This is a genomic window from Saccharopolyspora phatthalungensis, assembly GCF_014203395.1.
Taxonomy (GTDB): Bacteria; Actinomycetota; Actinomycetes; order Mycobacteriales; family Pseudonocardiaceae; genus Saccharopolyspora; species Saccharopolyspora phatthalungensis.
The window spans coordinates 3,635,976-3,658,925 of the sequence record NZ_JACHIW010000001.1 but is presented as its reverse complement, the minus strand read 5'-3'; the positions used below and the strand labels follow the sequence as shown (position 1 = coordinate 3,658,925).

The window sequence follows — 22,950 nt, the reverse complement described above, 5'->3', positions numbered from 1 at the left end:
TTCCGGGCTCGACTCCGTTTGAGTCCTTCTGGTGGCTGGTGTTTTGGGTTGCTAAGGATCGGGGTGTGTCGGTGTTCCGTCGGGGTGATCGTTTGGCAGGATGTCGGGGGTGACGTTGGGACGCGCGCCGCGGCAGGGTGATCTGCTGCGATCGACGGTGGATTACTGTGAGGGCCGGGTCGCGGCGGGTTCGATTTATGGGGTGTTGCATCGGGAGTGCTTCAGTCTGTTCCCGGATGAGATGTTCGCGGATCTGTTCACCGATGTGGGTCGCCGGTCGGTGCCGCCGATGATCGTGGCGGTGGTGATGGTGTTGCAGCGTGTCGAGGGCCTGTCGGATCGGGAGGCGGTGGAGCGGTTCGCATTTGACACGCGCTGGAAGTACGCCGCCGGTGGCCTGGATTTCGACTATCCGGGGTTCGTGCACACCGTGCTGGTGGACATGCGGGCCCGGTTGGCCCGCTCGGCTCGGCCGGACCGGATCTTCGAGACGGTGCTGGATGTCGCGCGTCAGGCGGGTCTGGTCGGGTACAGGAGGGTGCTGGACTCGACCCCGTTGTATGACGCGGTCGCGACGATGGACACCATCACCCTGATCCGCTCGGCGATCCGTGGTCTGCTGGCCACCGCTGAGGCCGGACTGGCCGCCCGGTTGCGGGCGGTGCTCACCTCCGGAGATGACTACGCCGGAGCGGGCAAACCCCTGATCGACTGGGACGACCAGGCCGCCCGGGAGGCGTTGATCGACTCCCGGGCCCGGGACGGGTTCGCGATGCTGACCCTGATGGAAGGCCAGAAGTGGACCAAGTGCGTGGATGAGGCCGCGCGCCTGCTGGCCACGGTGCTGGGCCAGGACCTGACCGAAGACAGCGACGGGGTGTTCCGGATCGCCCGCCGGGTCGCCCCGGACCGGGTCATCTCCACCGTCGATCCCGAAACCCGCCATGGCCACAAAACGCAGGCCCGCGGTTTCGACGGCTACAAAGGACATCTCGCCATCGACCCCGACAGTGAGATCGTCACCGCCACCGAAGTCACCCCCGGCAACAGCGGCGACGCCGAGACCGCCGAGACCCTCCTGTCCGACATCCTGCCCTCCGAAGCCGAAGCCGAAGCCGAAGCCGAAGCCGAAGCCGAAGCCGGGGATGAGGGTCAGGCCGCGGTATATGGGGATGCGGCCTATGGGGCGGGGGAATTGCTGGAAAGGCTGGACGAGAATGGGATCCACAATGGGCTCAAGGTGCAACCGCCGGCTGCGGTGAAAGGCCATTTTCCCAAGGACCGTTTCGATATCGACCTTGAGCAGCAGACCGTGACCTGCCCGGCCGGGCATACCGCACCCATTCGCGCCCGTGAGCGTCACGCTGGGGCGGCCAACTTCGGCGTCGTGTGCGCCACCTGCCCGCTGGCCGCACAGTGCACCACCGCCAAGACCGGCCGCACCATCACCATCAGCCCCCACGAAGCCGCACTGGCCGCCGGTCGTGCCCGCCAGACCGACCCCGCCTGGAAGGCTGACTACCGCGCCACCAGGCCCAAAGTCGAACGCAAGATCGGCCACCTGATGCGCCACCGCCACGGCGGACGACGGGCCCGTGTCCGAGGACTGCGGAAAGTGGCCGCTGATTTCTCGCTGCTGGCCGCCGCGGTCAACCTCGCTCGACTGGGCGTGCTCGGGATAACCCGCAAGGCAGGCGGATGGGCCGTGACGACCGCCTGACCAGACCAACGCCCAGCCCATCACCAACACCACACGTCCTCCCCACCGATAACCGGCACACGCGACACACAAACCCACCGACCACACTCGAAAACGATCGGCAATCACACCCACCGCCCGCCACGCTAAGACCAGAGCAAACACCTCAAAACCCCGTTCGACACCAGCCACCTAGGGGCAGTACGTATTGGCCACCCGAGGTCGAGCGGACGTTCTCGTATGGATCCGGCATCGAGGATGACGATGTCGACGAGCCCCGGGATCCTTGGCGGCCACGAATCGCGGCGCCGGCTCCTCCGACCAACCCCAATGTCTTATACGCGATAAATCCTCGGACGACGGAGCCGATGAAGGACCGGCCGCCGCCGCGCATGGACCCGAGAATCCAGAACGGGATCTTGAACAGGATGTAGCACATCGCGATCGCGATCAGAAAACTGGTCACCACACACCCCTTTTTTAGCGTGGGCGCGGTCAGAACAGGGTGATACCACCGGGGAGATAGAACAGTTTGATGGCAGCGATGAACGCCAAGGACTGGCAGACCTGAACGGCCAGCATTCCGCCGAAGGCTTTCCACCACCAGAACGCGATCGCCTCGGTGTGCGGGAGCGCGTGACACATCAGCAGCAGCGGTGCACCCGCGAGCAGAATCACGGTCAGGGCGACACGGACGATGTAGGTCAGCAGGACCGCGATAATCATCACGACCAGCGCCAGCACGGTGAAAATCGCGTACAAATCAGTGTATCCAGCGTCCTCCGCCGGGACATTTCCCCGCAAGCTGTCAGTGAATGCCCGCGCCGTTTGTTCCACTCCTGCCTGATCGCCACCCAGCAGGGCATACGACAGGGCATTGGCGAACTCGATTGCTTTGCCGCCGAAAAACAGCGACAGATTCGCCGCAAGAAACCCCACCGCCAGCCGCGGAAGGATTTCCTTGACCGAACTGCGGGTCTGCAGACTCTGGTAGGCCATCACGACCAGGCCCGCGAGGATCACCACCACCACGGAGCAGGCGATCACGATGCGCCGCGAGCCGCCCCAGATCTGCCCCATCACCGGCAGCTGATCCAACTGCGGTGTCGCCAGCAGAGACGTGCCGAGCAAATCCAGCACACCACCCAGCGCGGAGGTCGCCAGGCCGGCGAAGAAGTCCCAAAACCAGTCGGTCAGCCAGTGAGCCAGCCAGCCCCCGTGGTCCTCGCTGTCGCCGGGGTTCGGCAGCGCCGGGGTGGTCGGCACCGGCGGAATGCAGTACGGCCCCGTACACGGTGGCGGCGGCAACGCTTCACTGGGCGGCGGTAGGGGTAGCGGTGGTGGGGTGCCGCAGTCGGGGGCTGATCCCGGCGGGCATTCCGGCGGCGGGGTTTCCGGCAGCGTCGGTGTCGGGGTCGGAGTGGGAGTGGGTGCGGGTTGGGCCACGGCGATGCCACCGGTAGTCCCGATGACTGCGGCGAGCGCGAGGGCGGCGGCCACCGTGACGACGGCGCGGCTGAGAACACGGGCGGTGCCTGAGACGGTGGCCGGCATCGGTTGATCACACCCCCACGATCCCGCGGAGGATCGTCACAACCAGGGGCGCCAACGCTGCCAGCCCATAGCCGATCCCGGCCGACTTGAACGCCTGCTTGGCCTTCTCGACCTCGCCAGGTTCGCCGCCGGCCATGACATAGCGGACCCCACCGATGGTCAGGAACACCGTCGCCAGCAGCGCCAGGATTCCCATCAGCCAGTTGCGGATGTTGTTCAAAACCACATCCAGGCTCGCAGCCTGGGCCACCACGTGCGTGGTCTCCGCGTGCGCACTGGCGGCGGTCAGCAGCAGACCCAGCACGGCAAGCTCGGTGGCCAGCAGCCACCCCGGGCACCGCAGGACCCGTGGGCGTCGACCATGCTCGGACTGGCGAGTCCTCTGATGACTGCACCGGCCCCCACGTGCCGGGTGGGAACGCGGGACTCGGTGCCGTGAGGGCCGTACATCGGAAGCAGTGATCGTTCGAGGGGCTGGATCAGGTGCGGTCGTGGGGCGGTGGCGCGGCGTCCGTGGCGGGCGTGGCAGAGGGTTCAGGCGCATCGAGGGACCTCCGGAGTCGAGGTGGCCGGTGTCTGCGGCGCGGGGGTGGCTGGTTTTCTCCCGCATCCCTGAACTCCGGATTCCGGCCCGGTTGGGGACACCCGTGGCCGAGATTTCTTCGCCGCCCCGGCCGCGGGTTCGATGACTGAGCGTGACGGCGCGGCAGGTGTGGTGGCGGTGCGAGCGGCGGCGGTGATGGTCACCGTGTCGGCGACATGACCGGCCAGATCGCCCTCGCCCGCATCGCCGTCGGCCTCGCCCGTGTCGTCGAGGAGATAGGCGGCCAGCCGGTTCTCGGCGCGCAGTCGGGTCTTCTTGACGGCTTGGTAATTCACCCCGCGCTGCAGGGCGGCGTCGGCGAGCGGGAGCCCCTCCAGGCGGTGGAGCCGATCAACTCGGCCTCGTCGGAGGTGATCACGTCCTCGGCGACGGCGCGGGCGAGCACGAAGTCGGGATGCCCCCACAGCGGGGTGGGTGGAGTGGAGCGGAACCCGTTTCCGGAAGGGACCGGGGCATCGAGTGCCTCCCGGACAGCGGTGTGGCCGGCACGGTAGGCCGCCCATCGCAAGCGCAGCATGATGCGCGGCTTGCGCAGATCGATCCGGGCGATCTCGCTCAAGAAGCCGGCGAGGACCGCGGCGTGGATGTCGGTGACATCCCCGGCGAAGCGGGCCGAGAGTGTGGCGGCGATCCGGGTCAACGCCGGTAGCGCCACCCCGACACAGCCGACCGTCCACGTCGCGCCCTCGGTGCGCGAGCGCAGCACCAGATGCGCCCACACCGCATCCCGGGTGGCCTGCGGGCAGCGGCGACGCAGCAGCCGGTCCCGGACCTCGTTCAACGGCACCCGACGGGACGGCATACCGGGAAACAAACGGCCATCAAGGGAGACCGGATGCGGCCCGGTCACCAGCCACTCAAAAGCGGCGCGCGCCGCGTCCAGGGGCATGCAATCCCGTACGGAATCCTCCGAATCCTGACCTCTGCGGGCGCGGCGGAATTCATTCGTTGTAGCCATGAATGGCTCCTTGCGGCGAGTCGGAACAGCGACGCCACAAAGGAAGCCACAGGAGGTACTACCAAACTGCTACGAAACTACTACCGATCTACTACCAGATTACTACGGTTGATCTTGAGATGATCATTTTCGCCGGGCGTCGTTGATCATCTACTCATGATTGTGTCGATCACATTCACGGGTGCCGAGATCACGCAATGATCCACCGTAGTAGCCGGTGAGCTGGGGTTATCGGGAGACGGTAGTAGTTTCGTAGTAGTTCGGTAGTAGCTGGCGTCCGAACACACGCCGGGTGTTGCCTCTCGTGGACAAGCCCGACGGAGGCACCCAGGAGAATTGTTTGTGATTGATCTTCGTCTCGCCGGCGGATCTGCGCGAGAGAGTTCCTCACACGCGCGTGCGCGTACTTTTCTCTCCTGAATCCTGAGTGCGGAAAGTCCGACCGATCCTGGCCGTCAACGTTTCCCTGAAAAACTCGGCACCGGTTGTCCCCCAGGGGCCTTTATTTCGGAGTTCAGGGGTGTCACCAGCGCACAACGCGCAGCACCACCGCAGCGGAGGCATCCATGAACTCACCCAGTCATTCTCAGCCCCCTGGCCGACGGCGGGCCGAGGCGACACGCCCTGCTCGTCCACCCCGGCGCGGCGGACGCGCAGGGTCCCCCGACGGCTCCGAGCCACCGTCGGCGACCCGGCCCAGCACGCGCCGCACCCCGACCGCGCCCCGGTCCCGGGGCGTCTCCGGTGCGCCGACCCCGGCAACGGTATGGGCATGCGGGCCCCGGCCAGTCGACCCGGAAGCGGTGTGGCCGACCCCGATCGTGAAGAAGATCGTCACCTCCTTCACCCATCCCGGTGGAGGGGTCGTGCTGCTGACCGGCCCTAGTGCCGCAGCGATCACTGACAAGCCCTCCACCCCTACCCCCGAAAGCCACCCGCAAGTCGAGCCGGACAGAGAAGTGGACGCGGCGCTGGCTGCCATCCGGGATCTTGACCGGACCGCCCGGGTCGTCCACCTCACCGCCACCCCGGCGGTGCACGCTCCGGTGTCCCGGCCTTACTGGGCCGATCTCATCGACGGGCCACGGGGCCTCGACAGCATCGAGCCCACGGTGCCCTCTGGGGCCGTGCCCGACGACCTCGGCGATCACGCGGCGGGGGCGGATGTGGTCATCGCCAGCCTGCGCCCGGCACACAGCGGCGAGGCCGTCAGTGATCACCTTGCACAGGTCGCGGCCCGGCTGCTGCGCACCGGCGGCATCCTCGCCGTGCTCACCCACAGTGACAACACCACGGGGCAGCTCGTCGACCCAACCGGGCCGGTGGTGGCCGCCTGCCAGAACACCGACCTGCTTCTACCTCCAACACATCGTCGTCCTGCTCACACCGATCCAAGACGGCCGGTTCGTGCTCACCCCCGACACCACCGCCGCCGATACCGGCCGCTCGCAGCCTCATGCCGATGACCACCAGGTGCCCGCACCGCATCGGCGCATCCACGCGGATCTCGTGGTCTTCGCTCAGCCCCACGAGTACCGAAGCCCGTCGCTGTCGCCGGCTGACGCCGTACGCGAGACCGGAGACATCCGATGAATCACGTCCCCGACCGCTACTCCACCAACCTCAGCAGACGCATCGAGAAAGGCGACCCCGTGCCCGACGCCAGACGTGACCACACCACCGACGACACGCCGACCGTGCCGATCCCGCGCACGCTCATCGAGCAGGCGGACCAACCGACACCCGCCCCGGTGTCGGTGTGGGCGACCGCGCAGCGCGCTCCCGCCGCCCAACGCAAGGGCCGCTACACAGCTGAGTCCACCGCGCACCCGGCCAAGATGCTGCCCGCCGTCGCTGCACAGGCCATCGCCCACTACACCGAGCCCGGCGATCTCGTGCTCGACCCGATGTGCGGGATCGGCACCACCCTCGTTGAAGCCGTACACCTGGGTCGCCGCGCGGTCGGCGTCGAATACGAGCCGCACTGGGCCGACGTCACCGAAGCCAACCTCGACCTCGCCCGCCAGGCCGGCATCGAGGCGGATGGGCGTGTGATCCATGGCGATGCCCGGCAGCTGGACACGCTGCTGCCGCCCGATCTGGCCGGTCAGGTGGCGTTGGTGGTCACCAGCCCGCCGTATGGGCCGTCCACCCATGGGCAGGTCAACGTCGTCCCCGGTGGCGGGGTCCACAAGTACCACCACCTCTACGGAAACACCCTCGACCGCAGCAACCTCGCCAACATCGGCCACCACCGGCTGCTCTCCGGTTTCACCAAGATCCTCGCCAGCACGGCGGCGTTCCTGCGCCCCGGCGGGCACGTCGCGATCACCCTGCGGCCCTGGCGCGAACACGCCGAACTGATCGACCTGCCCTCCCAGATCGCCGCCTGCGGCCGGCAGGCTGGGCTGATCCCCGTCGAGCGCTGCGTGGCCCTGCTCGCCCGGGTCGCCGAAGACGATCTCGTGGCGCGAGGGAGCTTCTTCCAACGCGACTTCATCCGCAAACAACGCGAAGCCGGACTGCCCCTGCACTTGATCGCGCATGAAGATCTGCTTGTGTTTCGGCTCGGCGACCGGGCGGCGGCACACGTCGCCCAGGTGCCCACGGCCCGCTCCATACCGCACCGATCCTCGGCGTTGCCGCCGCAACCGCAACCCACCATGGCCGACGACGCGCGGAAAGGCGCAGCGATGCTGGCCAGGTCCACGGCATGAATCCGACCTTGATCCCGCCTTCCCATCCCGTGCTCCGCCTGCAGTTGTGTGGGCGGAGGCGGGGTGCCCATTCCGACAGGATTCCACGGTCAGGTGGCGCCTCCTCTCTGAGAAGGGAACCGACCCAGGCATCCACCAGCATTCCGCGGTGGACCAGTCGCTTGCGCAGGGTGGCCTCGACGCGGCAACCGGCTTTCTCCGCGACCCGGCGCGAGGCCACATTCCCGACTTCGGTACGCCACTCGATGAGCTCCACGTCCACATTGGTAAACGCCCACCGGCATACGCCGCGCACAGAATCTGTCGCCACACTGCGTTCCCGGGCGCGGGGATCGACCCAATAGCCGATCTCACCCACGCCGGACTTACGTAGTCCCAAGCCCACCCGACCCAACCGCCTGCCAGTCGCGGTGTCCTCCGCAAGAAATTCCGCTCGTTGTCCGCTCTCCGAACCGGCCATGGCTCGTTGCTCGACAAAGAACGCGGCATGCTCACGCCGGTACGGCGACGGCACCTGCACAAAATGCTGCAGCGCAGGATCGAGCGACACTTCGTAAACCCGTAAACTGTCTCAGACTCAGCCATCCCGCAGAGATCATTCGTCGCTCCAACGGCCCAGTCTGGACGATCGTTGCCGGACACTCCCAATAAATCATCCAGTTCACCAGAAACGCGGGTGGGCGGTGGATTCATCGCCACTGCCGAGGACTGGAGACATCGAATTCGCCAAAGGATATCTGCAACGGATACCAAACGCGCCAACACCTAAGACCACCCGCCGCGCGGACTGCAGGAAGGATGATTTCGCATGACGAAGAGAAACGCGCCCCATTACACTGAACGAGTCATTCCGCGATGGGCACGGACCGCAGCAGTCCGCCGCCCGCGCTTGAGGCAGCGCCTCGCCGAGGCCGCTCGGAGGGTGCGGAAACTGCGGTCGGCCTGCCCGCAGTCTGCCTACTCGCGTGCCCGTCACCTCGACCCTGACGCCGACATATCGTGGCCGGTCCGGCAGCGCGTACTGCGCGACTACCACGCCGCGAACCTAGCCAAGGCCCGCCGCGGCGCCGAAGATCTGGTCCGGGACGGATGGAACACCGGCGGCGTGCCGTATGGCTACCGAGCGATTCGCCAGCGGATCACCCCGTACGGGCGCCGGCCCCGCACCCGGGTGCGATTGGAGATCGCACCGCGCGAGTCGCAGGTAGTCCGGCTGATCTTCGCCTGGCGCGTCCACGGACAGCTCAAGGCCCGCGATATCGCCGCTCGCTTCGCTAAAGATCCCGACCTCTACCCGGTACCCGTCGACCCCACCACTGGGCTGCCGACGCCGTGGACCCCGAGCACCATCCGCGCCATCCTTCGCAACCCTAAGTATCTCGGACGGCAGGTCTGGGGACGCCACCACCGCGGACGGCGGGCGCCGTGCTCCGCGTGGGTGTGGTCGGACGCCTGGGCGCACCCGGCATTAATCGACGCGGATACCTTCGCTTCCGCCCAGCAGGCCCGGCGAGCTGCTCCAGCCGAATCCAGTCAGGCTGGAAGGAAGGCGTCATGACGCCCGCACAGCGGCCCCGAAACGGTGTCGGCCGACTCTGCGGATCTTGCTCCCGCACGGTGCCGTCGCGTCCGCCGCGCGCGACGATCCGGCCCGACCACGCCGGAACACCCACCCATGCACGCCAACGCGGCAGAGCACACAGCACCAGCGCCCCTGCCCTGCCCGGGCAACCGTCCGCCGGCCCACGGACGCCCGGATCCCGCCGCAGCGGCCACAGCATTACCCCCGCGGGCCCGCCCATCCGTCCGTCGGACACCCGGCGGCAGCACGGCTCCACGAGTCACCGTCCATATCCGCGTGATTCGCGAGGACCGGATCACCGTGATCCCGTCCCTTGATCAGCAAACACGTCGGGAGCATCCGCATGCCTGACCGCACCCCCAGACGCCAGTCACCGACAACCCAGCGCCCGGGTACACACCCCGTCAACGACGAAGAACAGCCGCTGTCGAACCATCTGCACACTCCTGCCGAGGCAGCCCAGCGACTCGCGGTCAAAGAATCCTGGCTCCGCCGAAAAGCCAGCGCCCGAGCCATCCCCTGCACCTTCCTCGGCAAACATCTCCGCTTTTCCGATACCGATCTCCACGAGATCATCCGCCAAGCCCGCTTGCCCGCAACACATCCAACCCGGCGTCACTAGCGACTCCCCGCCCCTGGCCACCGTCGCCCAGTGCCTCGCCTGGCGCGAGCAGGCATCAAGGGACACCGATTCGGCAGACGCCCCTCTCTTCGCTTCTGAACACATACCGCTTGCCCTCTACGGGCACTAGAGCGTCCATGGACCAGCCCGGCCGACCGACCGGGATCGTCCACAAAGGAGACACGTCTCATGGCATGGATCGAAGGACACGGGGCAGGGTGGCGAGTGCGCTACTACCGGCCCGACGGAACCATCGGAAGCGAAACCGGATACACCAACCCCGACCAAGCCCGCGACCGAGCCGCAGACATCGAATACGAAACCCGGCAGGGAACCTTCAACGATCCCCGCAAAGCCCAAACCACGTTCGGCGAGTGGACCGAGATCTGGTGCGATGCCCACGACGTCGCCGAAGGCACCTGGGCCAAATACAACTCGCATCTGCGCAACCACATCCGGCCCAAGTTCGCCGACACCCCGCTGGAAGAGATCACTCATATCAAGATCAAACAATGGGTGAAGGGATTGCGCCGCCATCTCGGCGACGCCACGGTCGCCGACATCGTCACCCTGCTGTCGATGATCCTGGGCGAAGCCGTCGAGGAGGACTACATCGGCAAAAACCCCTGCCGACGCCTCAAACTCAACCTCGACCCATCAACCCCGAAAGAAACCGCCAGCCCCAGCGTCGTGCGCCGCATCGCCGACCGCTGCGACCCGGCGTACGGGACGCTGATCATCACCGCTGCCTACACCGGGATGCGGTGGGGCGAACTCGCCGGACTGCAATGGCACAACGTCAACCTCGGCGGCAACGCCCTCATTACCGTTGATCCCGACAAAGGGGCACTCCACGAAATCGGCGGCCGACTCGAACTCGGGCCGCCCAAGACACCTGCCAGCGCCCGCCCCATCCACCTGCCGAAGTTCCTCGTCCAGCTCCTCACCGAGCACGCCGCGCGGCAACACCACGACCACGTCTTCACCGGCCCCCGCGACGGCCTGCTACGCCGCGCCAACTTCCGCGACCGCATCTGGCGACCCGCCGTCGCCGGAAACAAGAAACGAGGCTGGGCACCCATCCAGGCGGGCCTGACATTCCACGGGCTCCGGCACACCCACAAAACCTGGCTCAACGAAGACCACGCCGACAAAGCCCTCCAACACCAGCGAATTGGCCACCGCATGCCAGGAGTCGAAGGCATCTACTCCCACGTCACCCAACCCATGATCGACCACATGCTCACCGCACTCGACACCCGATGGCGACGGTCACACCACGGTCACGGCGACACCGATGCCACCGGCGACAAGCGATGAACACAGATCGCGTGAACACAGTAAGCCAAGATCAACTGCTCCCAATTTGCTCCCAAAATAGTAGGAACCCCAACCAATGAAGATCATCGGATGGGGTTCTAACCTGGGAATATAGATGGTGCGCGATACTGGGATTGAACCAGTGACCTCTACCGTGTCAAGGTAGCGCTCTCCCACTGAGCTAATCGCGCGAGGCGGAGGCGGGAATCGAACCCGCGTACAGGGCTTTGCAGGCCCTTGCCTAAGCCACTCGGCCACTCCGCCGGACTCCGCATCCATGCCGAAGCCGGCTGGACCGCCAGAGAATCCAGAGCGGACGACGGGACTCGAACCCGCGACCCCCACCTTGGCAAGGTGATGCGCTACCAACTGCGCTACGTCCGCGTGCCTGCGACATCGAAGCCCAGATGACCCTGGGCCCTCCGCCGCCTTGCACAATGAACTTTAGACCACGTCCATGATCGCGATCAAAGGGGGGCCCGCTAGCTCGGCGCGATACCCGCACCGAACCGGACTCCCCTTGATCAGCCCAGGTCGTGGGGCAGCAGCCGGGTCAGCGCCTCGTCCACGTCGACCCACAGGTTCTCATTTCCCGGCACTACGACGTCGTATGTGCGGTCAAGGAAGTCGGCCAACTCCTGCGCCGAGGCCTCGAACACCGCGTGGCCGGACGGCGAGCTGAGCTCGATCGCAACGACCTCTGGGTCGTCGACGGCCGGCCGGATCGTCACATCGCCTTCGCCGGCGTGCGCGATCAGCCCGTCGGCGAGGAGGTCGCGGGCGAACACCCACTCGACCCATCCGGCGCGGCCGGTGCGGAACGCAGCCACCACCGCGTAGGGGTCCCTGGTGTCGTAGCGCAGTTCGACCTGGACCGGCACGGCAGGTGCCTGCGGAGCCAATAGATCGAACACGGCAGTCGAACGCAATGTCACATGATCGTTACGCATTGTCCTCCCCTTTCCTGCTCCCTCCCGGTCCCCTTATCCGACCGAGCAACACAGTTGTGACGCCTTATCGGGCCGATACGCTCGCAACTCCTGCATAGATCACCCGTACGGGGCACGCCCCACTTCGCTGGGCAATCACGCAAGTGCACAGCGTGTCCAGTCCGGCTCCGGCTTCGGGGTACACCACGGGCCGGTCATCTCATTGCGAGACGAACCGGATCCGCTGTCCACACCGGAGGAAGATCCGCCGCGGACGAACCCGACAGAGGACGCTGGGTCGCAGGACCAGCACCCATCCAGTGGCCGATCTCCGCTACTTTCCGTAACCGAGCGAACCGTGCTTACGCCTGGCCTTCGATCCGTCGCCCTCGCCCTGCGGAACTCTCCGTCACGCCCCGGCTGACCACCGGGTTTTCCACTTCGTCGAGCTCGCCTGACGTCCGTCCAAGGATAGGCGATCCGCCCCCTCGGGAGTCTCGCAGTACTCCCCATCGATGAGACGCTCGCCACGACAGTTCCCCGTATCGGGGGAATGGGCCGAGTCGTCTCCGTTACCGACCACGCGTACGGCCGAACGCCCGAGCGAGACCGGCGTCACAATGTGACCAGGATCGAAGGGGCGCAACAGGGCCGAAAGCCTGATCCCGATCATTCTTCGGACACAAGCGTCCAACCCGCACCACCCAGCCGTCCGCTTGACATCGCTATCGTGCGCCACGCCAGTCACAGCAGCCCAACAAGGCCCGTATTCTGGCCCAAGTCGGACACTGCCGGGGGCGCGGCCAACCGGTGTCCAACACCGACGAACGCTCGCAACCGGCAGGTGGACAGCCCTGAACAACACAGCCGAGCCGGGATCCGGCAGCACAGGTACGCAACCCTCCACCGAAGACCAGCGTGGACCCCGCCGACTGAACGCCCTGCGGGAACGCCTGCGCGCCTTCCGCGAACGCGTCCGCAGCAAGCCCGGTCTCAACACCGGCTACCGGATCGTGCTCGGTGTCTTCGGCACACTCGTGCTCATCGCCGGGATCCTCATGATCCCCTACCCCGGTCCCGGCTGGCTCGTCGTGTTCGCCGGACTCGGCATCCTCGCCACCGAATTCCACTGGGCGCACCGCGTCAACACCTTCGCCAAGCGTCACTACCACCGCTGGATACGCTGGCTAGGCCGCCAACCCCTCGCCACCAAACTCGCCGTCATGAGCGCCACCTGCCTCGTCGTCCTCGCCACGCTGTGGATGCTGGGCCTGTTCAACACCGTCGGCGGCTGGCTCGGCCTGTCCTGGAGTTGGTTGGCATCCCCCCTGTTCGGCCCCTGAAAACGATCGTGTATTGTTCTTCTCGTCGCCGGGAACGGCGGCAGAACAAGAGAACAAGGGCGATTAGCTCAGCGGGAGAGCGCTTCGTTCACACCGAAGAGGTCACTGGTTCGATCCCAGTATCGCCCACAGGCAAAAGGGCCTGGTCACAACCTCAACAAGAGGTTAAGACCAGGCACTTTTCGTTTTTGGTGATCCGATTAGTCAGCGAACAGTCAGCATCCGATCAGCGGACGGGCACGGGCCCGTTGGCGTCGCCGTCGTCACCATTCTCGTCGTCGAGTGCGCGGAGGATGCGGTCACCGTTGTCGGTGCGGCGGGTGTAGAGATCGAGCGTGGTTGAGGAGCGCTCGTGGCCCATGACCCGCTGGACCATGTTCACCGGCACGCCGTCGTCCACGAGCCAGGTGGCGTAGGAATGGCGGAGGTCGTGGAATTTCAGTCCGCCTTGGGCGTGCCGAGCCACCTCCTTCACCGCAGCCTCATCGGTGGCGAACTCCGCGGAGGACCTCCCCTGCAGGTGGGGGACAACACCCACCGCGCCGATGTCCCCACAGCTAGCGAACTAGCTCCAGCCAGCGTATTCGTTCCAGAAGGTACTCCACCCGTGGTTGTCGTATCCGAGTACGAACAGGTCGAGGTTGCCTGGCGCTCGAGACACCGCAGCGATTTCTTGGTGTTCGTGATCGAAGACGGCTTGTCCCGGCAGCGGGAACCAATCATCGCTCCAACCAGCGTATTCGTTCCAGAAAGTGCTCCACCCGCGGTTGTCGTATCCGAGTACGAACAGATCGAGGTTGCCTGGCGCTCGAGACACCGCAGCGATTTCTTGGTATTCGTGATCGAAGACGGCTTGCCCCGGCAGCGGGAACCAATCATCGCTCCAACCAGCGTATTCGTTCCAGAAAGTGCTCCACCCGCGGTTGTCGTATCCGAGTACGAACAGATCGAGGTTGCCTGGCGCTCGAGACACCGCAGCGATTTCTTGGTATTCGTGATCGAAGACGGCTTGCCCCGGCAGCGGGAACCAATCATCGCTCCAACCAGCGTATTCGTTCCAGAAAGTACTCCACCCGCGGTTGTCGTACCCGATCACGAACAGGTCGAGTTTGCCTGGCGCTCGAGACACCGCAGCCACCTGCTGCTTCTCGTGATCGAAGATGGCTTGCCCCGGCAGCGGGAACCAATCATCGCTCCAACCAGCGTGGTCGTTCCAGAAGGTACTCCACACATGGTTGTCGTACCCGATCACGAACAGGTCGAGTTTGCCTGGCGCTCGAGACACCGCAGCGATTTCTTGGTGTCCGTGATCGAAGACGGCTTGCCCCGGCAGCGGGAACCAATCATCGCTCCAACCAGCGTATTCGTTCCAGAAGGTACTCCACACATGGTTGTCGTACCCGATCACAAACAGGTCAAGGTTGCCTGGCGCTCGAGACACCGCAGCCACCTGCTGCTTCTCGTGATCGAAGACGGCTTGCCCCGGCAGCTGGAAAAACCCGACCGCCGTGACGGTCTCCGCGAGCTTGTTGACTTCCGCGGCTTGTGACATTTTTTGCTCGCCTCCTCCGCGCAACTGTCTGCTGCTGCATGTAGTGGCTACATTCCTAATTTGTGGCCCTCCCCAATACTGCGAGCCACCTGCAGTGCAGCACCGGATCAGGCCGACACCCAATGGCCATAAGACCTAGCTTTCACCGCGATCTTGTGTGGGCAATAATCAAAGACAGGGGCGAAGGTCCTCGAAAGCCACCAGCAAACGAATACTGAGCAAAACGGTTCGGGGTAAACGAATACTGGGCTCCGACATTGTTGTGGCTGGTGCGGGGAACACCGGTCAATCCATGCGGGTGCTGGGATCTATGCAGTTGTTGTGGGGGTCGACCCCCCCACACCCCCCACGGTGCGGTGGAGATGTTCATTGGCTCCGTGCGTGCGTGGCCGTTCCCGGCCTGGCTTTCCGACCAGCCCCCAGCCCAACATCATTCGCGGCTAGCCGCATCAGTGCTGCCGGATCCCGCACACCGCACTCACATCGGGATCGGGACCCGCCGCCAACAAGTCGGGGCATGGGTGTTTCCGGGTTGGAATTCTGTTGGGCGATGTGGTTTTTGTTGGCTGTCTTCGATTTTGTGGTGGGTTAGAGTCTGCGGACGCCTTCTAGGATCGCTTGTAGCAGTTTTCGGTCGGGACGCACCGCCGTTCGAGACCTTGCGCCGACCACTAGAGCACCTCGTTCGATCAGATCACTGACCAGCACCTTCGCCACCATGATCGGGGTGTCCAGGTACGCCGCCACCTCCGCGACCGACAGCGGGCGGACGCACAACTGGAGGATGTCAAGATGCTCCACGGAAAGTCCGCTGTGGTCGGGGCCCCGCCAGGACGTCAGCAACTGTGTGACCACGTCCAGTCCCGGCAGCGCCGGCCGGGTGCGGCCCCGCGTCATCGCATACGGCCGGACCAGTGGCCCTGACTCCTCATCCAGCCACAGCTCTTCGTCCCTGGGCGTCATGGGCGGGGCAGCGGTGCCACCTCGGTGCGTGGCGCCGAGCTAAGGCAGTCGCCGACCCGCACGACCAGCAGATTCATCTCGTAGGCGATCATGCCGACGTCGGCCTCCTCCTCCCCGAGCACGGCCAGGCACGCACCCGAACCCGCGGCGGTGACGAAGAGGAAGGCGTGTTCGAGCTCGACGAGCGTCTGCCGCACCTGACCGCCCCCGAAGTGCCTCCCGGTCTCCCGGGCCAGGCTCTGGAAGGCCGAGGCCATCGCCGCGAGATGCTCGGAATCCGCAGCGGACAGCCCCGCGGACTTCGCCACGAGCAGGCCGTCGGCAGAGAGCACGACACCGTCGCGCGCCCCGACGACGCGGGCGACCAGGTCGTCCAGCAGCCGGTTCAGCTCACCGTCGGAGCCGGTCTTCTCGCTCATCCCACACTTCCTTGTCATTGCTGGGCCGGTTCATTCGCCGTTGCCGACCCGGCGGGCTTCGCGCGTCCCGCGTTGGAACGCGGTCATGGTGCCACGCGTGCGCTCCGGCGAGTGCCCAACCTGCGGCGGCACGTCGGGGTCCGTCACCGGGAAACGCAGCGGCTCAGTGGGCAGCGGATGGTCCGCCGGCTCGCTCGCCACGAGGTCCGTCGGCAGCCGGACGAACGCCACCGTGCCGCCCTCGGCCGCGTCGCGCAGATCCACCTCGATGCCGCGGCGGGCGGCGAGTCTGGCCACCACGAACAGCCCGAGCCGGGAATCGCCGCGCACCGTGATGTCCTCGAACTTCGGCGGCGTGGACAGCAGCGCATTGGCCTCGTCGCGGTCGGCCGGGGGCATGCCCGGCCCTTCGTCTTCGATCTGCAGCAGCACACCGCGCGGTGTGTCGCTGCTGAAGACCTGGACCTGCGAGTCCGGCGAGGAGAACGAGGTGGCGTTGTCCATCAACTCGGCCAGCAGGTGGATCACGTCTCCCACGGCCGCGCCGACCAGCGAGACGTCGGGCGTCGGATGCACCCGGATCCGGTAGTAGTGCTCGGTTTCAGCGACCGCCGCGCGCACGATGTCCACCAGCCGCACCGGCTTGCGCCACCGCCGACCCGGCTGCTCGCCGGCCAGGATGATCAGGTTCTCGGCATTGCGCCGGGCACGGGTGGCGAGGTGGTCCAGCCGGAACAGCCCGTCCAGCCGTTCGGGGTGCTCCTCGCTGCGTTCCATCTTGTCGAGCACCTTGAGCTGGCGATGCACCAGCCCCTGGTTCCGGTGCGCGATGCCGAGGAAGACCTTGTTGATGCCTTCCTTCGCCTGGTTCTCCTGCACCGCGGCGGCGACCGCGGTGTGGTGGGCGGTGTTGAATGCCTCCGCCACCTGCCCGATCTCGTCGTTGCCGTAGTCCAGCGGGACGAGCTCGGCTTCGACGTCGACGCGCTCGCCGCGCTTGAGCCGGGACATGATGTCGGGCAGTCTCCGGCGGGCGAGTTGCAGCGTGTCGTCGCGCAGTTTCGCCAACCTGGAGACCAGGGTCCGGTCGACCAGCCGCCGGGCGTTGCGCGCGGTCAGGGCGATGCCGACCAGCACGGCCGCCAGCGCCGCCAAGCTGCCCGCGAGCACCTCGATGAACCGGGAATTCCCGTTCCGCATGCCGAGTTCGGCGCTGGCCTTGGCCTGCGCCACCGCGACCGCCACCAGTTCCTCGGAAACCTTGTTGGTGGCCTGCCGCCACGCCGCGCCGTCGACGGCGAACTTCCCGCTGCGCTGCCGCGAATGTTCGACGAGCGCGTTCTCGAAGCTGACCAGCCGCCCCCAATCCGCGCCGGCGGTGAGCTGCCGGTGGAGTTCGACGGCGCGCGGCTCGGCGGCAGGTATGCCGGTGGCCAGCTTGGAGTGGTAGGAGCCGACCAGAAATACGAAGGACAGGTGGTCCTCGGTGCTGAACTGCCCGCGGGCCAGCGCGGCGCTGCCCAATGACGCGGCCCGCGACATCTGGTCGGCGGCCCGGAACATCTCGACGCCCACCAGGCCGGCGTGGCTGGTGTCCAGGTCCGGCACCAACCGCGCCTGGGTGTCGAACAGGTCGACCCCGGCGTCGAGCAGCCGGTTGTAGAAGTCGAAGGTCTCCGTCCGGGTCGCCTGCCCGGAGTCGAGGCGGGCGCGCTGCTGCGGCAGCCGGGCCAGCAGCGCTTCGAGGTCACGCACCCGGGTTTCGATCTGCGGCGGCGCGTCCGCGACGAGGTTCCGCAGATTGGCGCGCATCACGCCGATGGCATGGTCGGTCTGGGTGCGCTGGGAGGTCAGCGCGGCCGGGTCGATGTCCGGGCGGCTCAGCCGCTCCATGGCCAGCCGGCGTTCCTTCTGCAACGCCACCAGGCCTTTCATCGCGGAGACCGAGGTGTCTTTCATCCCGCTGGCGACGGCCCGGGAGAAATAGCCGTCGTACACGGTCAGCGACGAGAAGCCGAGCCAGAGAACCAGCAGGATGGTGCTCGGCAACACGCCGACACGCGTCAGGCGGGCCCGGATCGTCCGATCCCGGTGCGGAACGCGGCATCGGCTGGAAGGCGGCATGTCCGCGGAGACAACCGTCTCCGTGGCCATGCACCCTCATCTCGCAGCCGATACCCGTACCACTGCCGTGGGCGCGCTTCCCGAAGCCGCCCAGCAGAATGAACGCACCATAGCACAGGGTGATCATGAGCGTTTCCTTCTGCCGCAGCACAAGGTTGTTGATGCACAAGTGTCCACTTCGGACCAATCCGATATCGCCGCGTTCCGAAACGGCTCAGGAGTCGAAGTGTGGCTCGCGGTTCAGCAGGAACGTGAGGTCATCTCCCGGTTGGAGCTCGCGCGGCTGCGCACCGCGGGTGAACAGCCGCGCGCCGGTGCTTCCACCGAGCTCGGCGTGGTAGCCGCGGACTCGCAGCCAGGCGCCTTCCCGGATGCCCAGCACCGGAACGTCGTTGTCCTCCAGGAACTCCACGATCCGCTGCTCGCGGGTCTCGCCCTGGTGCATGCTGCCCGGGTCGGGATCCTGGTAGTGCGGGTTGATCTGGAACGGCACCAAACCGATCGCCTCGAACGACGGCGGCTCCACGATCGGCATGTCGTTGCTCGTGCGCAGGCTGGGGCAGGCCATGTTGCTGCCCGCACTGGCACCCAGGTACGGCATGCCGCCGCGCACGGCTTCGCGGAGCGCCTGGAGCAGGCCGAGCCGGTGCAGCGTGGCCAGCAGACGGAAGGTGTTCCCGCCGCCGATGAACACCCCCTCGGCCGCACGCACCGCCGCCACCGGGTCATCGGCCCGTTGGATGGCCTCGACGGTGATCCCGAGCGGTGCGACCGCGGCCTGCACGATCGCCGCGTACAGGTCGTGGTCGTGCTTGGCGAACGGGACGAACAGCAGTCGCCGACGACCGGCCAGGAGTTCGGCCACCGCCGGCATGGCGTGTTCGAGGAAACCCGTGCCGTGCTTCATCGAACTGGATAGCAGCAGCAGTTCCACGTTGGCCCTCTCCCGGTTCCGGCTTAACGAGGCAGCGGTCGGGTTCGTTCGCTCAGGCCCGTCCATAGGTGTTCGACGTATTCCTGGAGGGTCTTGCTGAGCAGGTAGGCACCCGCCGGGGCGACCACGGCGAACGTGTCGTCCGGCGACTCCGGGATCACGGCGACCCGTCCGGAGGACGCGTGGAGCACTTCGATGGCGAACGGTCCCCGGCGCACCGCGCCGGAGGCCACGCGCAAACCCACGGTCAACTGCGCGGTCATCCCGTCCGCCCGCCGCAGCAATTCGCCCACGGCCTGCGCGTCTTCCGGGGGAACGCGACGGCGCTTGAGCTCGTAGGCGAGCCAGTCCACCTGCTGGTCACCGCGCTGCTGAGCGCTGGTCCGCGCGTCGGCCAGCACCCGGGTGGGCACCGTGACCTCGCAGCCGTCGGCCGGTTCCCGGTCCGGCAGGCAACCGACGAGAGCGGGCCACGGCGCATCGGGGCGTACCTGCTTCACGACCACCGACTCGCCGTGCACCAAGACCCGCGCCGCGTGGCCGCTGCCGACCGCCACGACGACCCGCAGCTCCGCTTCGCCCGGGCTGCTGACCTGGGCGAAACCGAACACCGATGCGCGCGCCAGGTTCGCGGCCAGTTCGGTCCACCGCTCCTCCGGCGGCCGGTCGGCGGTCGCCCGCGGCTCCGCGACCAGGAATTCCGCGATCTCCGGCCCGACCTCGCAGTCGCGCAGCAGGCCGTCGAACTCCCGCAGGCTGCATCGCATCGCCGGCTCCGTGGTTCCCCGAAGTCCCCTGTGGACGAACTTGATCAAGAGGATATCCGGTGCACCGCCCGGCGCGCGGAGTTTTGGCGATGGACCACCCGAACGTCAGCGTTCCTCCACCGGGGTCCGGGCCCGGCGCACGATCCCGGCCAGTGCGGCGCTGACTATCGTGACGATCAGCGCGCCCCAGAAGGCCGCCCAGAAGCCGTTGACGTGGAACGGCAGCCGGAGCTCGCCGGCCAGGTAGCTGGTCAGCCAGAACAGCAGGGCGTTGACCACCAGGCCGAACAGCCCGAAGGTCAACAGGTAGAGCAGGCAGCCCACCGTCTTCGCGATCGGCTTGAGCACGACGTTAACGATGCCGAAGATCACCGACACGGCCAGCAGCGTGAGGATCTTCGCCGGGGTGTCCGCGCCTTCCAGGGTGATCCCGGGCAGCGCGGTGGTGATCCACACCGCGACCATGGTGATCAGGATGTGCAGCAGAAGTGCCACGAGCGCCCTCCCAGCCGGTGTCTGCCACGAACGGCGTCGACGCTACCGCCCATCGGGGGTCCCCTGCGCCAACGAACCTGTGATCTCCGGGTCAGTTGAAGAGGTTGGCCATCAGCTGGAGGGCGTCGCCGTCGGTGTCGTCGTGCGCTTCGGCGAACCGGAAGACCAGGCCCTCGCGCAGGCCCCACGGGCAGATCTCCAGTTCGTCCACGCCGATGGTGCGCAGGATCAGCTCCGCGACGATCGCGCCGGCCAGGATGCGGCGGGCGCGGCTGCGGGACACGCCGGGCAGCGCCGCCCGCTGCGCCTGGTCGAGCTCGGCCAGCCGCGGGATCCACGGGCGGAGCTTGGCTCGGGACAGCCGGTCGGGGTGGCGGGCCACCTTCCCCGGCGAGCTCTCGGTGAGCACGGCCAGCTGCCGAAGGACCTTGGACAGGGCCACCGGGTGCCCGAGGTCGCGGTCGGCGAAGGTGCGCAACGAGCGCGGGATGGTGCGGCGGACCGCCGCGACCAGCTCGTCGACGTGTTTCGGCCGCGGCGGGTCGTCGGGCAGGTATTGCCTGGTCAGCCTGGCCGCGCCGAAAGGGAGGGAGACCACGTCGGAAGGCTCCCCGCCGGTGCCGGTGGCCACGTCGATGGTGCCGCCACCGATGTCCACCATGGTCAGGGGCGGGCCCGAACGGCCGTGCCAGCGCCGGGCGGCGTGGTAGGTGACGGCGGCTTCGTCGCCCGGGCTGAGCACGCCGATCCGGACCCCGGCCGCCTCGCTCAACTGCCGGCGCAGCTCGGTGCCGTTGGCCGCGTCCCGGACAGCGGAGGTGCCGAACGCGACCAGCGCGTCGGGGCTCTTGTCCACGGCGGCACGCACGCAGTGCCGCACCGCACGAACCGCTTGCTCCACGCCCGACTCGGTGACCAGGCCGTCTGCTCGGGTGTGTTCGGCGAGCCGGGTCCGGGCCTTCACACTCCAGTCCGCACGCGGCATCCGGGAGCGGTCGAGGTCGACGATTTCCAGGCGCGCAGCGGTCGACCCGATGTCCAGCAGAGCCAATTTCATGCCGCGCCCACCCGCGCGCCACGCGGCTCGCGGAGCGGCGCGGCGGACTCGATGGACGACATTTTTCCATTGTCGGGGTCATCGCGACCGAAAATCCCGCCACACCAAGGTTTTCTTGAGAGGTGTGTCACATTCTCCGGTCTGGGCGACGACTGCCCGATGCGACTTACCCGGCGGTAGCCTCTGGACAACCTAGGAGGCGTCGCCGCCCGGCGTCGCCGCCGTCGCAGACCGGAAGGAACGGCCGATGCGCATCGGGATGCCGTTGAACTACGGCGGCGGTTTCAAGGAAACCGTCGACGACCTGGCCACCTACGAGAAGGCCGGGCTGGACATCGTGTTCGTCCCGGAGGCCTACTCGTTCGACGCGGTGAGCCAGCTGGGCTTCATCGCCGCCCGCACCGAACGCCTGGAGATCGCCTCCGGCATCCTGCAGATCTACACCCGCACGCCCACCCTCACCGCGATGACCGCGGCGGGCCTGGACTTCGTCTCCGACGGCCGGTTCACCCTCGGCATCGGCGCGTCCGGGCCGCAGGTCATCGAGGGCTTCCACGGCGTGCCCTATCACGCGCCGCTGGGCCGCACCCGCGAAATCGTGGACATCTGCCGGCGGGTCTGGCGCCGGGAGAAGGTCCAGCACGCCGGCCGGCACTACAGCATCCCGCTACCCGCCGACCAGGGCACCGGGCTGGGCATCCCGCTGAAGATCATCAACCACCCGGTGCGCGACCGGATCCCGATCATGATCGCCGCGATCGGCCCGAAGAACGTCGAGCTGGTCGCCGAGATCGCCGAGGCGTGGGAGCCGATCTTCTACCTGCCCGAGCGGGCGGGCGAGGTCTGGGGCGGGCCGCTGGCGGCCGGTAAGGCCAAGCGCGACCCGTCGCTGCCGTCGCTGGACGTGGTCGCCCAGGCGCCGCTGGCCATCGGCGAGGGGCTCGACAACCTACTGGACATCGCCCGGCCGCACGTGGCGCTCTACGTCGGCGGGATGGGCGCGAAGGGCAAGAACTTCTACAACAACCTGGCGCGACGCTACGGCTTCGAGGCCGAGGCGGAGCTGATCCAGGACCTCTACCTCAGCGGAAAGCGGGAGGAGGCCGCTGCCGCGGTGCCGCGCGAGTTGCTGGAGAAGACCTCGCTGATCGGCACCGCGAGCCACGTCAAGGAGCGGCTGGCGGCGTTCAAGGAATCCGGCGTCACCACGCTCAACGTCACGCCGCTGGCCAGCGACGCCGCCGGGCGCGCCAAGCTGATCGAACAGGTAAAGCAACTCGCTGCCGATGTCTGAGGCGATTTCCATGGAAA

Annotated in this window: 22 protein-coding genes, 4 tRNA genes and 1 pseudogene; 9 read left to right on the top strand and 18 right to left on the bottom strand. The window is 66.9% G+C overall.

What is annotated here, in order from left to right; genetic code table 11:
- Positions 1 to 109: 109 nt before the first annotated feature.
- Entirely contained in the window at positions 110 to 1,720 is a 1,611-nt protein-coding gene (locus BJ970_RS16935; protein WP_446689091.1) for an IS1182 family transposase, read from the top strand.
- A gap of 474 nt (positions 1,721 to 2,194) precedes the next feature.
- On the opposite strand, the gene BJ970_RS16930 is transcribed toward BJ970_RS16935, so the two are convergent.
- The 4 genes from BJ970_RS16930 to BJ970_RS37890 all read right to left on the bottom strand — a co-directional run bounded on the left by BJ970_RS16930 (position 2,195) and on the right by BJ970_RS37890 (position 4,815).
- On the bottom strand, positions 2,195 to 2,965 hold the full coding sequence (locus BJ970_RS16930; protein ID WP_312864281.1) for a TrbL/VirB6 family protein: 771 nt from the start codon (positions 2,963 to 2,965) through the stop codon (positions 2,195 to 2,197).
- Between the two features lie 295 nt (positions 2,966 to 3,260).
- Positions 3,261 to 3,557, bottom strand: a complete 297-nt coding sequence (locus BJ970_RS16925) for a pilin (protein WP_312864280.1) — start codon at positions 3,555 to 3,557, stop codon at positions 3,261 to 3,263.
- A 230-nt stretch (positions 3,558 to 3,787) separates the two neighbouring features.
- Positions 3,788 to 4,132 (bottom strand): hypothetical protein, encoded by a 345-nt coding sequence (locus tag BJ970_RS37895; RefSeq protein ID WP_246470875.1) that lies wholly within the window; start codon positions 4,130 to 4,132, stop codon positions 3,788 to 3,790.
- Positions 4,129 to 4,815: a hypothetical protein gene (locus tag BJ970_RS37890; protein ID WP_246470873.1), complete on the bottom strand. Its 687-nt coding sequence runs from the start codon at positions 4,813 to 4,815 to the stop codon at positions 4,129 to 4,131. The genes BJ970_RS37895 and BJ970_RS37890 overlap by 4 nt, the downstream gene beginning before the upstream one ends.
- 803 nt (positions 4,816 to 5,618) lie before the next feature.
- Here BJ970_RS37890 and BJ970_RS16915 point away from each other — a divergent pair.
- Positions 5,619 to 6,281, top strand: a complete 663-nt coding sequence (locus BJ970_RS16915; protein WP_246470872.1) for a hypothetical protein — start codon at positions 5,619 to 5,621, stop codon at positions 6,279 to 6,281.
- A gap of 123 nt (positions 6,282 to 6,404) precedes the next feature.
- Positions 6,405 to 7,532 carry a TRM11 family SAM-dependent methyltransferase gene (locus BJ970_RS16910; protein WP_184727148.1) on the top strand — a complete coding sequence of 376 codons (1,128 nt, stop codon included), beginning with the start codon at positions 6,405 to 6,407 and terminating at the stop codon, positions 7,530 to 7,532.
- A gap of 193 nt (positions 7,533 to 7,725) precedes the next feature.
- On the opposite strand, the pseudogene BJ970_RS39990 reads toward BJ970_RS16910, so the two are convergent.
- A pseudogene (locus BJ970_RS39990) lies at positions 7,726 to 8,082 on the bottom strand (GNAT family N-acetyltransferase); the annotation flags it as partial.
- Between the two features lie 372 nt (positions 8,083 to 8,454).
- On the opposite strand from BJ970_RS39990, the gene BJ970_RS16905 reads away from it, so the two are divergent.
- The 3 genes from BJ970_RS16905 (at position 8,455) to BJ970_RS16895 (ending at position 11,056) form a co-directional block, all read left to right on the top strand.
- Positions 8,455 to 9,090, top strand: coding sequence for a recombinase family protein (locus tag BJ970_RS16905; RefSeq protein WP_312864279.1), 636 nt, complete (start codon positions 8,455 to 8,457; stop codon positions 9,088 to 9,090).
- 367 nt (positions 9,091 to 9,457) lie between these two features.
- Positions 9,458 to 9,736 (top strand): helix-turn-helix domain-containing protein, encoded by a 279-nt coding sequence (locus BJ970_RS16900; protein ID WP_184727146.1) that lies wholly within the window; start codon positions 9,458 to 9,460, stop codon positions 9,734 to 9,736.
- Between the two features lie 189 nt (positions 9,737 to 9,925).
- On the top strand, positions 9,926 to 11,056 hold the full coding sequence (locus BJ970_RS16895; protein WP_184727145.1) for a tyrosine-type recombinase/integrase: 1,131 nt from the start codon (positions 9,926 to 9,928) through the stop codon (positions 11,054 to 11,056).
- A gap of 116 nt (positions 11,057 to 11,172) precedes the next feature.
- On the opposite strand, the gene BJ970_RS16890 is transcribed toward BJ970_RS16895, so the two are convergent.
- The 4 genes from BJ970_RS16890 to BJ970_RS16875 form a co-directional block, all read right to left on the bottom strand.
- Positions 11,173 to 11,247: transfer RNA gene (locus BJ970_RS16890), tRNA-Val, on the bottom strand.
- A 1-nt stretch (position 11,248) separates the two neighbouring features.
- A tRNA-Cys gene (locus BJ970_RS16885) sits at positions 11,249 to 11,320 on the bottom strand.
- A 47-nt stretch (positions 11,321 to 11,367) separates the two neighbouring features.
- A tRNA-Gly gene (locus tag BJ970_RS16880) sits at positions 11,368 to 11,440 on the bottom strand.
- Between the two features lie 140 nt (positions 11,441 to 11,580).
- Positions 11,581 to 12,006: an SsgA family sporulation/cell division regulator gene (locus BJ970_RS16875; protein WP_150068543.1), complete on the bottom strand. Its 426-nt coding sequence runs from the start codon at positions 12,004 to 12,006 to the stop codon at positions 11,581 to 11,583.
- Positions 12,007 to 12,917: 911 nt separating this feature from the next.
- On the opposite strand from BJ970_RS16875, the gene BJ970_RS16870 reads away from it, so the two are divergent.
- Positions 12,918 to 13,328, top strand: coding sequence for a TIGR02611 family protein (locus BJ970_RS16870; RefSeq protein ID WP_184729161.1), 411 nt, complete (start codon positions 12,918 to 12,920; stop codon positions 13,326 to 13,328).
- Positions 13,329 to 13,385: 57 nt separating this feature from the next.
- Positions 13,386 to 13,457 (top strand) — tRNA-Val (locus BJ970_RS16865).
- 97 nt (positions 13,458 to 13,554) lie between these two features.
- Here BJ970_RS16865 and BJ970_RS16860 read toward each other — a convergent pair.
- The 9 genes from BJ970_RS16860 to BJ970_RS16820 form a co-directional block, all read right to left on the bottom strand.
- Positions 13,555 to 13,866 carry a tyrosine-type recombinase/integrase gene (locus tag BJ970_RS16860; RefSeq protein WP_221467194.1) on the bottom strand — a complete coding sequence of 104 codons (312 nt, stop codon included), beginning with the start codon at positions 13,864 to 13,866 and terminating at the stop codon, positions 13,555 to 13,557.
- Between the two features lie 27 nt (positions 13,867 to 13,893).
- On the bottom strand, positions 13,894 to 14,880 hold the full coding sequence (locus tag BJ970_RS16855; protein ID WP_184727144.1) for a PLL family lectin: 987 nt from the start codon (positions 14,878 to 14,880) through the stop codon (positions 13,894 to 13,896).
- A 588-nt stretch (positions 14,881 to 15,468) separates the two neighbouring features.
- Positions 15,469 to 15,843 (bottom strand): DUF742 domain-containing protein, encoded by a 375-nt coding sequence (locus BJ970_RS16850; protein ID WP_184727143.1) that lies wholly within the window; start codon positions 15,841 to 15,843, stop codon positions 15,469 to 15,471.
- Complete coding sequence (locus tag BJ970_RS16845; RefSeq protein ID WP_184727142.1) at positions 15,840 to 16,262, bottom strand: roadblock/LC7 domain-containing protein; 423 nt, start codon at positions 16,260 to 16,262, stop codon at positions 15,840 to 15,842. The genes BJ970_RS16850 and BJ970_RS16845 overlap by 4 nt, the downstream gene beginning before the upstream one ends.
- 30 nt (positions 16,263 to 16,292) lie before the next feature.
- A complete protein-coding gene (locus BJ970_RS16840; RefSeq protein WP_246470870.1) occupies positions 16,293 to 18,416 on the bottom strand; it encodes a sensor histidine kinase in 2,124 nt (707 codons plus the stop codon).
- Between the two features lie 184 nt (positions 18,417 to 18,600).
- Positions 18,601 to 19,320: a dipeptidase PepE gene (gene pepE, locus BJ970_RS16835; RefSeq protein ID WP_184727141.1), complete on the bottom strand. Its 720-nt coding sequence runs from the start codon at positions 19,318 to 19,320 to the stop codon at positions 18,601 to 18,603.
- A gap of 23 nt (positions 19,321 to 19,343) precedes the next feature.
- Positions 19,344 to 20,087, bottom strand: coding sequence for an ESX secretion-associated protein EspG (locus tag BJ970_RS16830; RefSeq protein WP_184727140.1), 744 nt, complete (start codon positions 20,085 to 20,087; stop codon positions 19,344 to 19,346).
- 105 nt (positions 20,088 to 20,192) lie between these two features.
- Positions 20,193 to 20,582, bottom strand: a complete 390-nt coding sequence (locus BJ970_RS16825; RefSeq protein ID WP_184727139.1) for a phage holin family protein — start codon at positions 20,580 to 20,582, stop codon at positions 20,193 to 20,195.
- A 91-nt stretch (positions 20,583 to 20,673) separates the two neighbouring features.
- A complete protein-coding gene (locus BJ970_RS16820) occupies positions 20,674 to 21,639 on the bottom strand; it encodes a Ppx/GppA phosphatase family protein (protein WP_184727138.1) in 966 nt (321 codons plus the stop codon).
- Positions 21,640 to 21,886: 247 nt separating this feature from the next.
- Between BJ970_RS16820 and BJ970_RS16815 the strand changes: the two genes are divergently transcribed.
- Positions 21,887 to 22,933 (top strand): LLM class F420-dependent oxidoreductase, encoded by a 1,047-nt coding sequence (locus tag BJ970_RS16815; protein ID WP_184727137.1) that lies wholly within the window; start codon positions 21,887 to 21,889, stop codon positions 22,931 to 22,933.
- Positions 22,934 to 22,950: the final 17 nt, after the last annotated feature.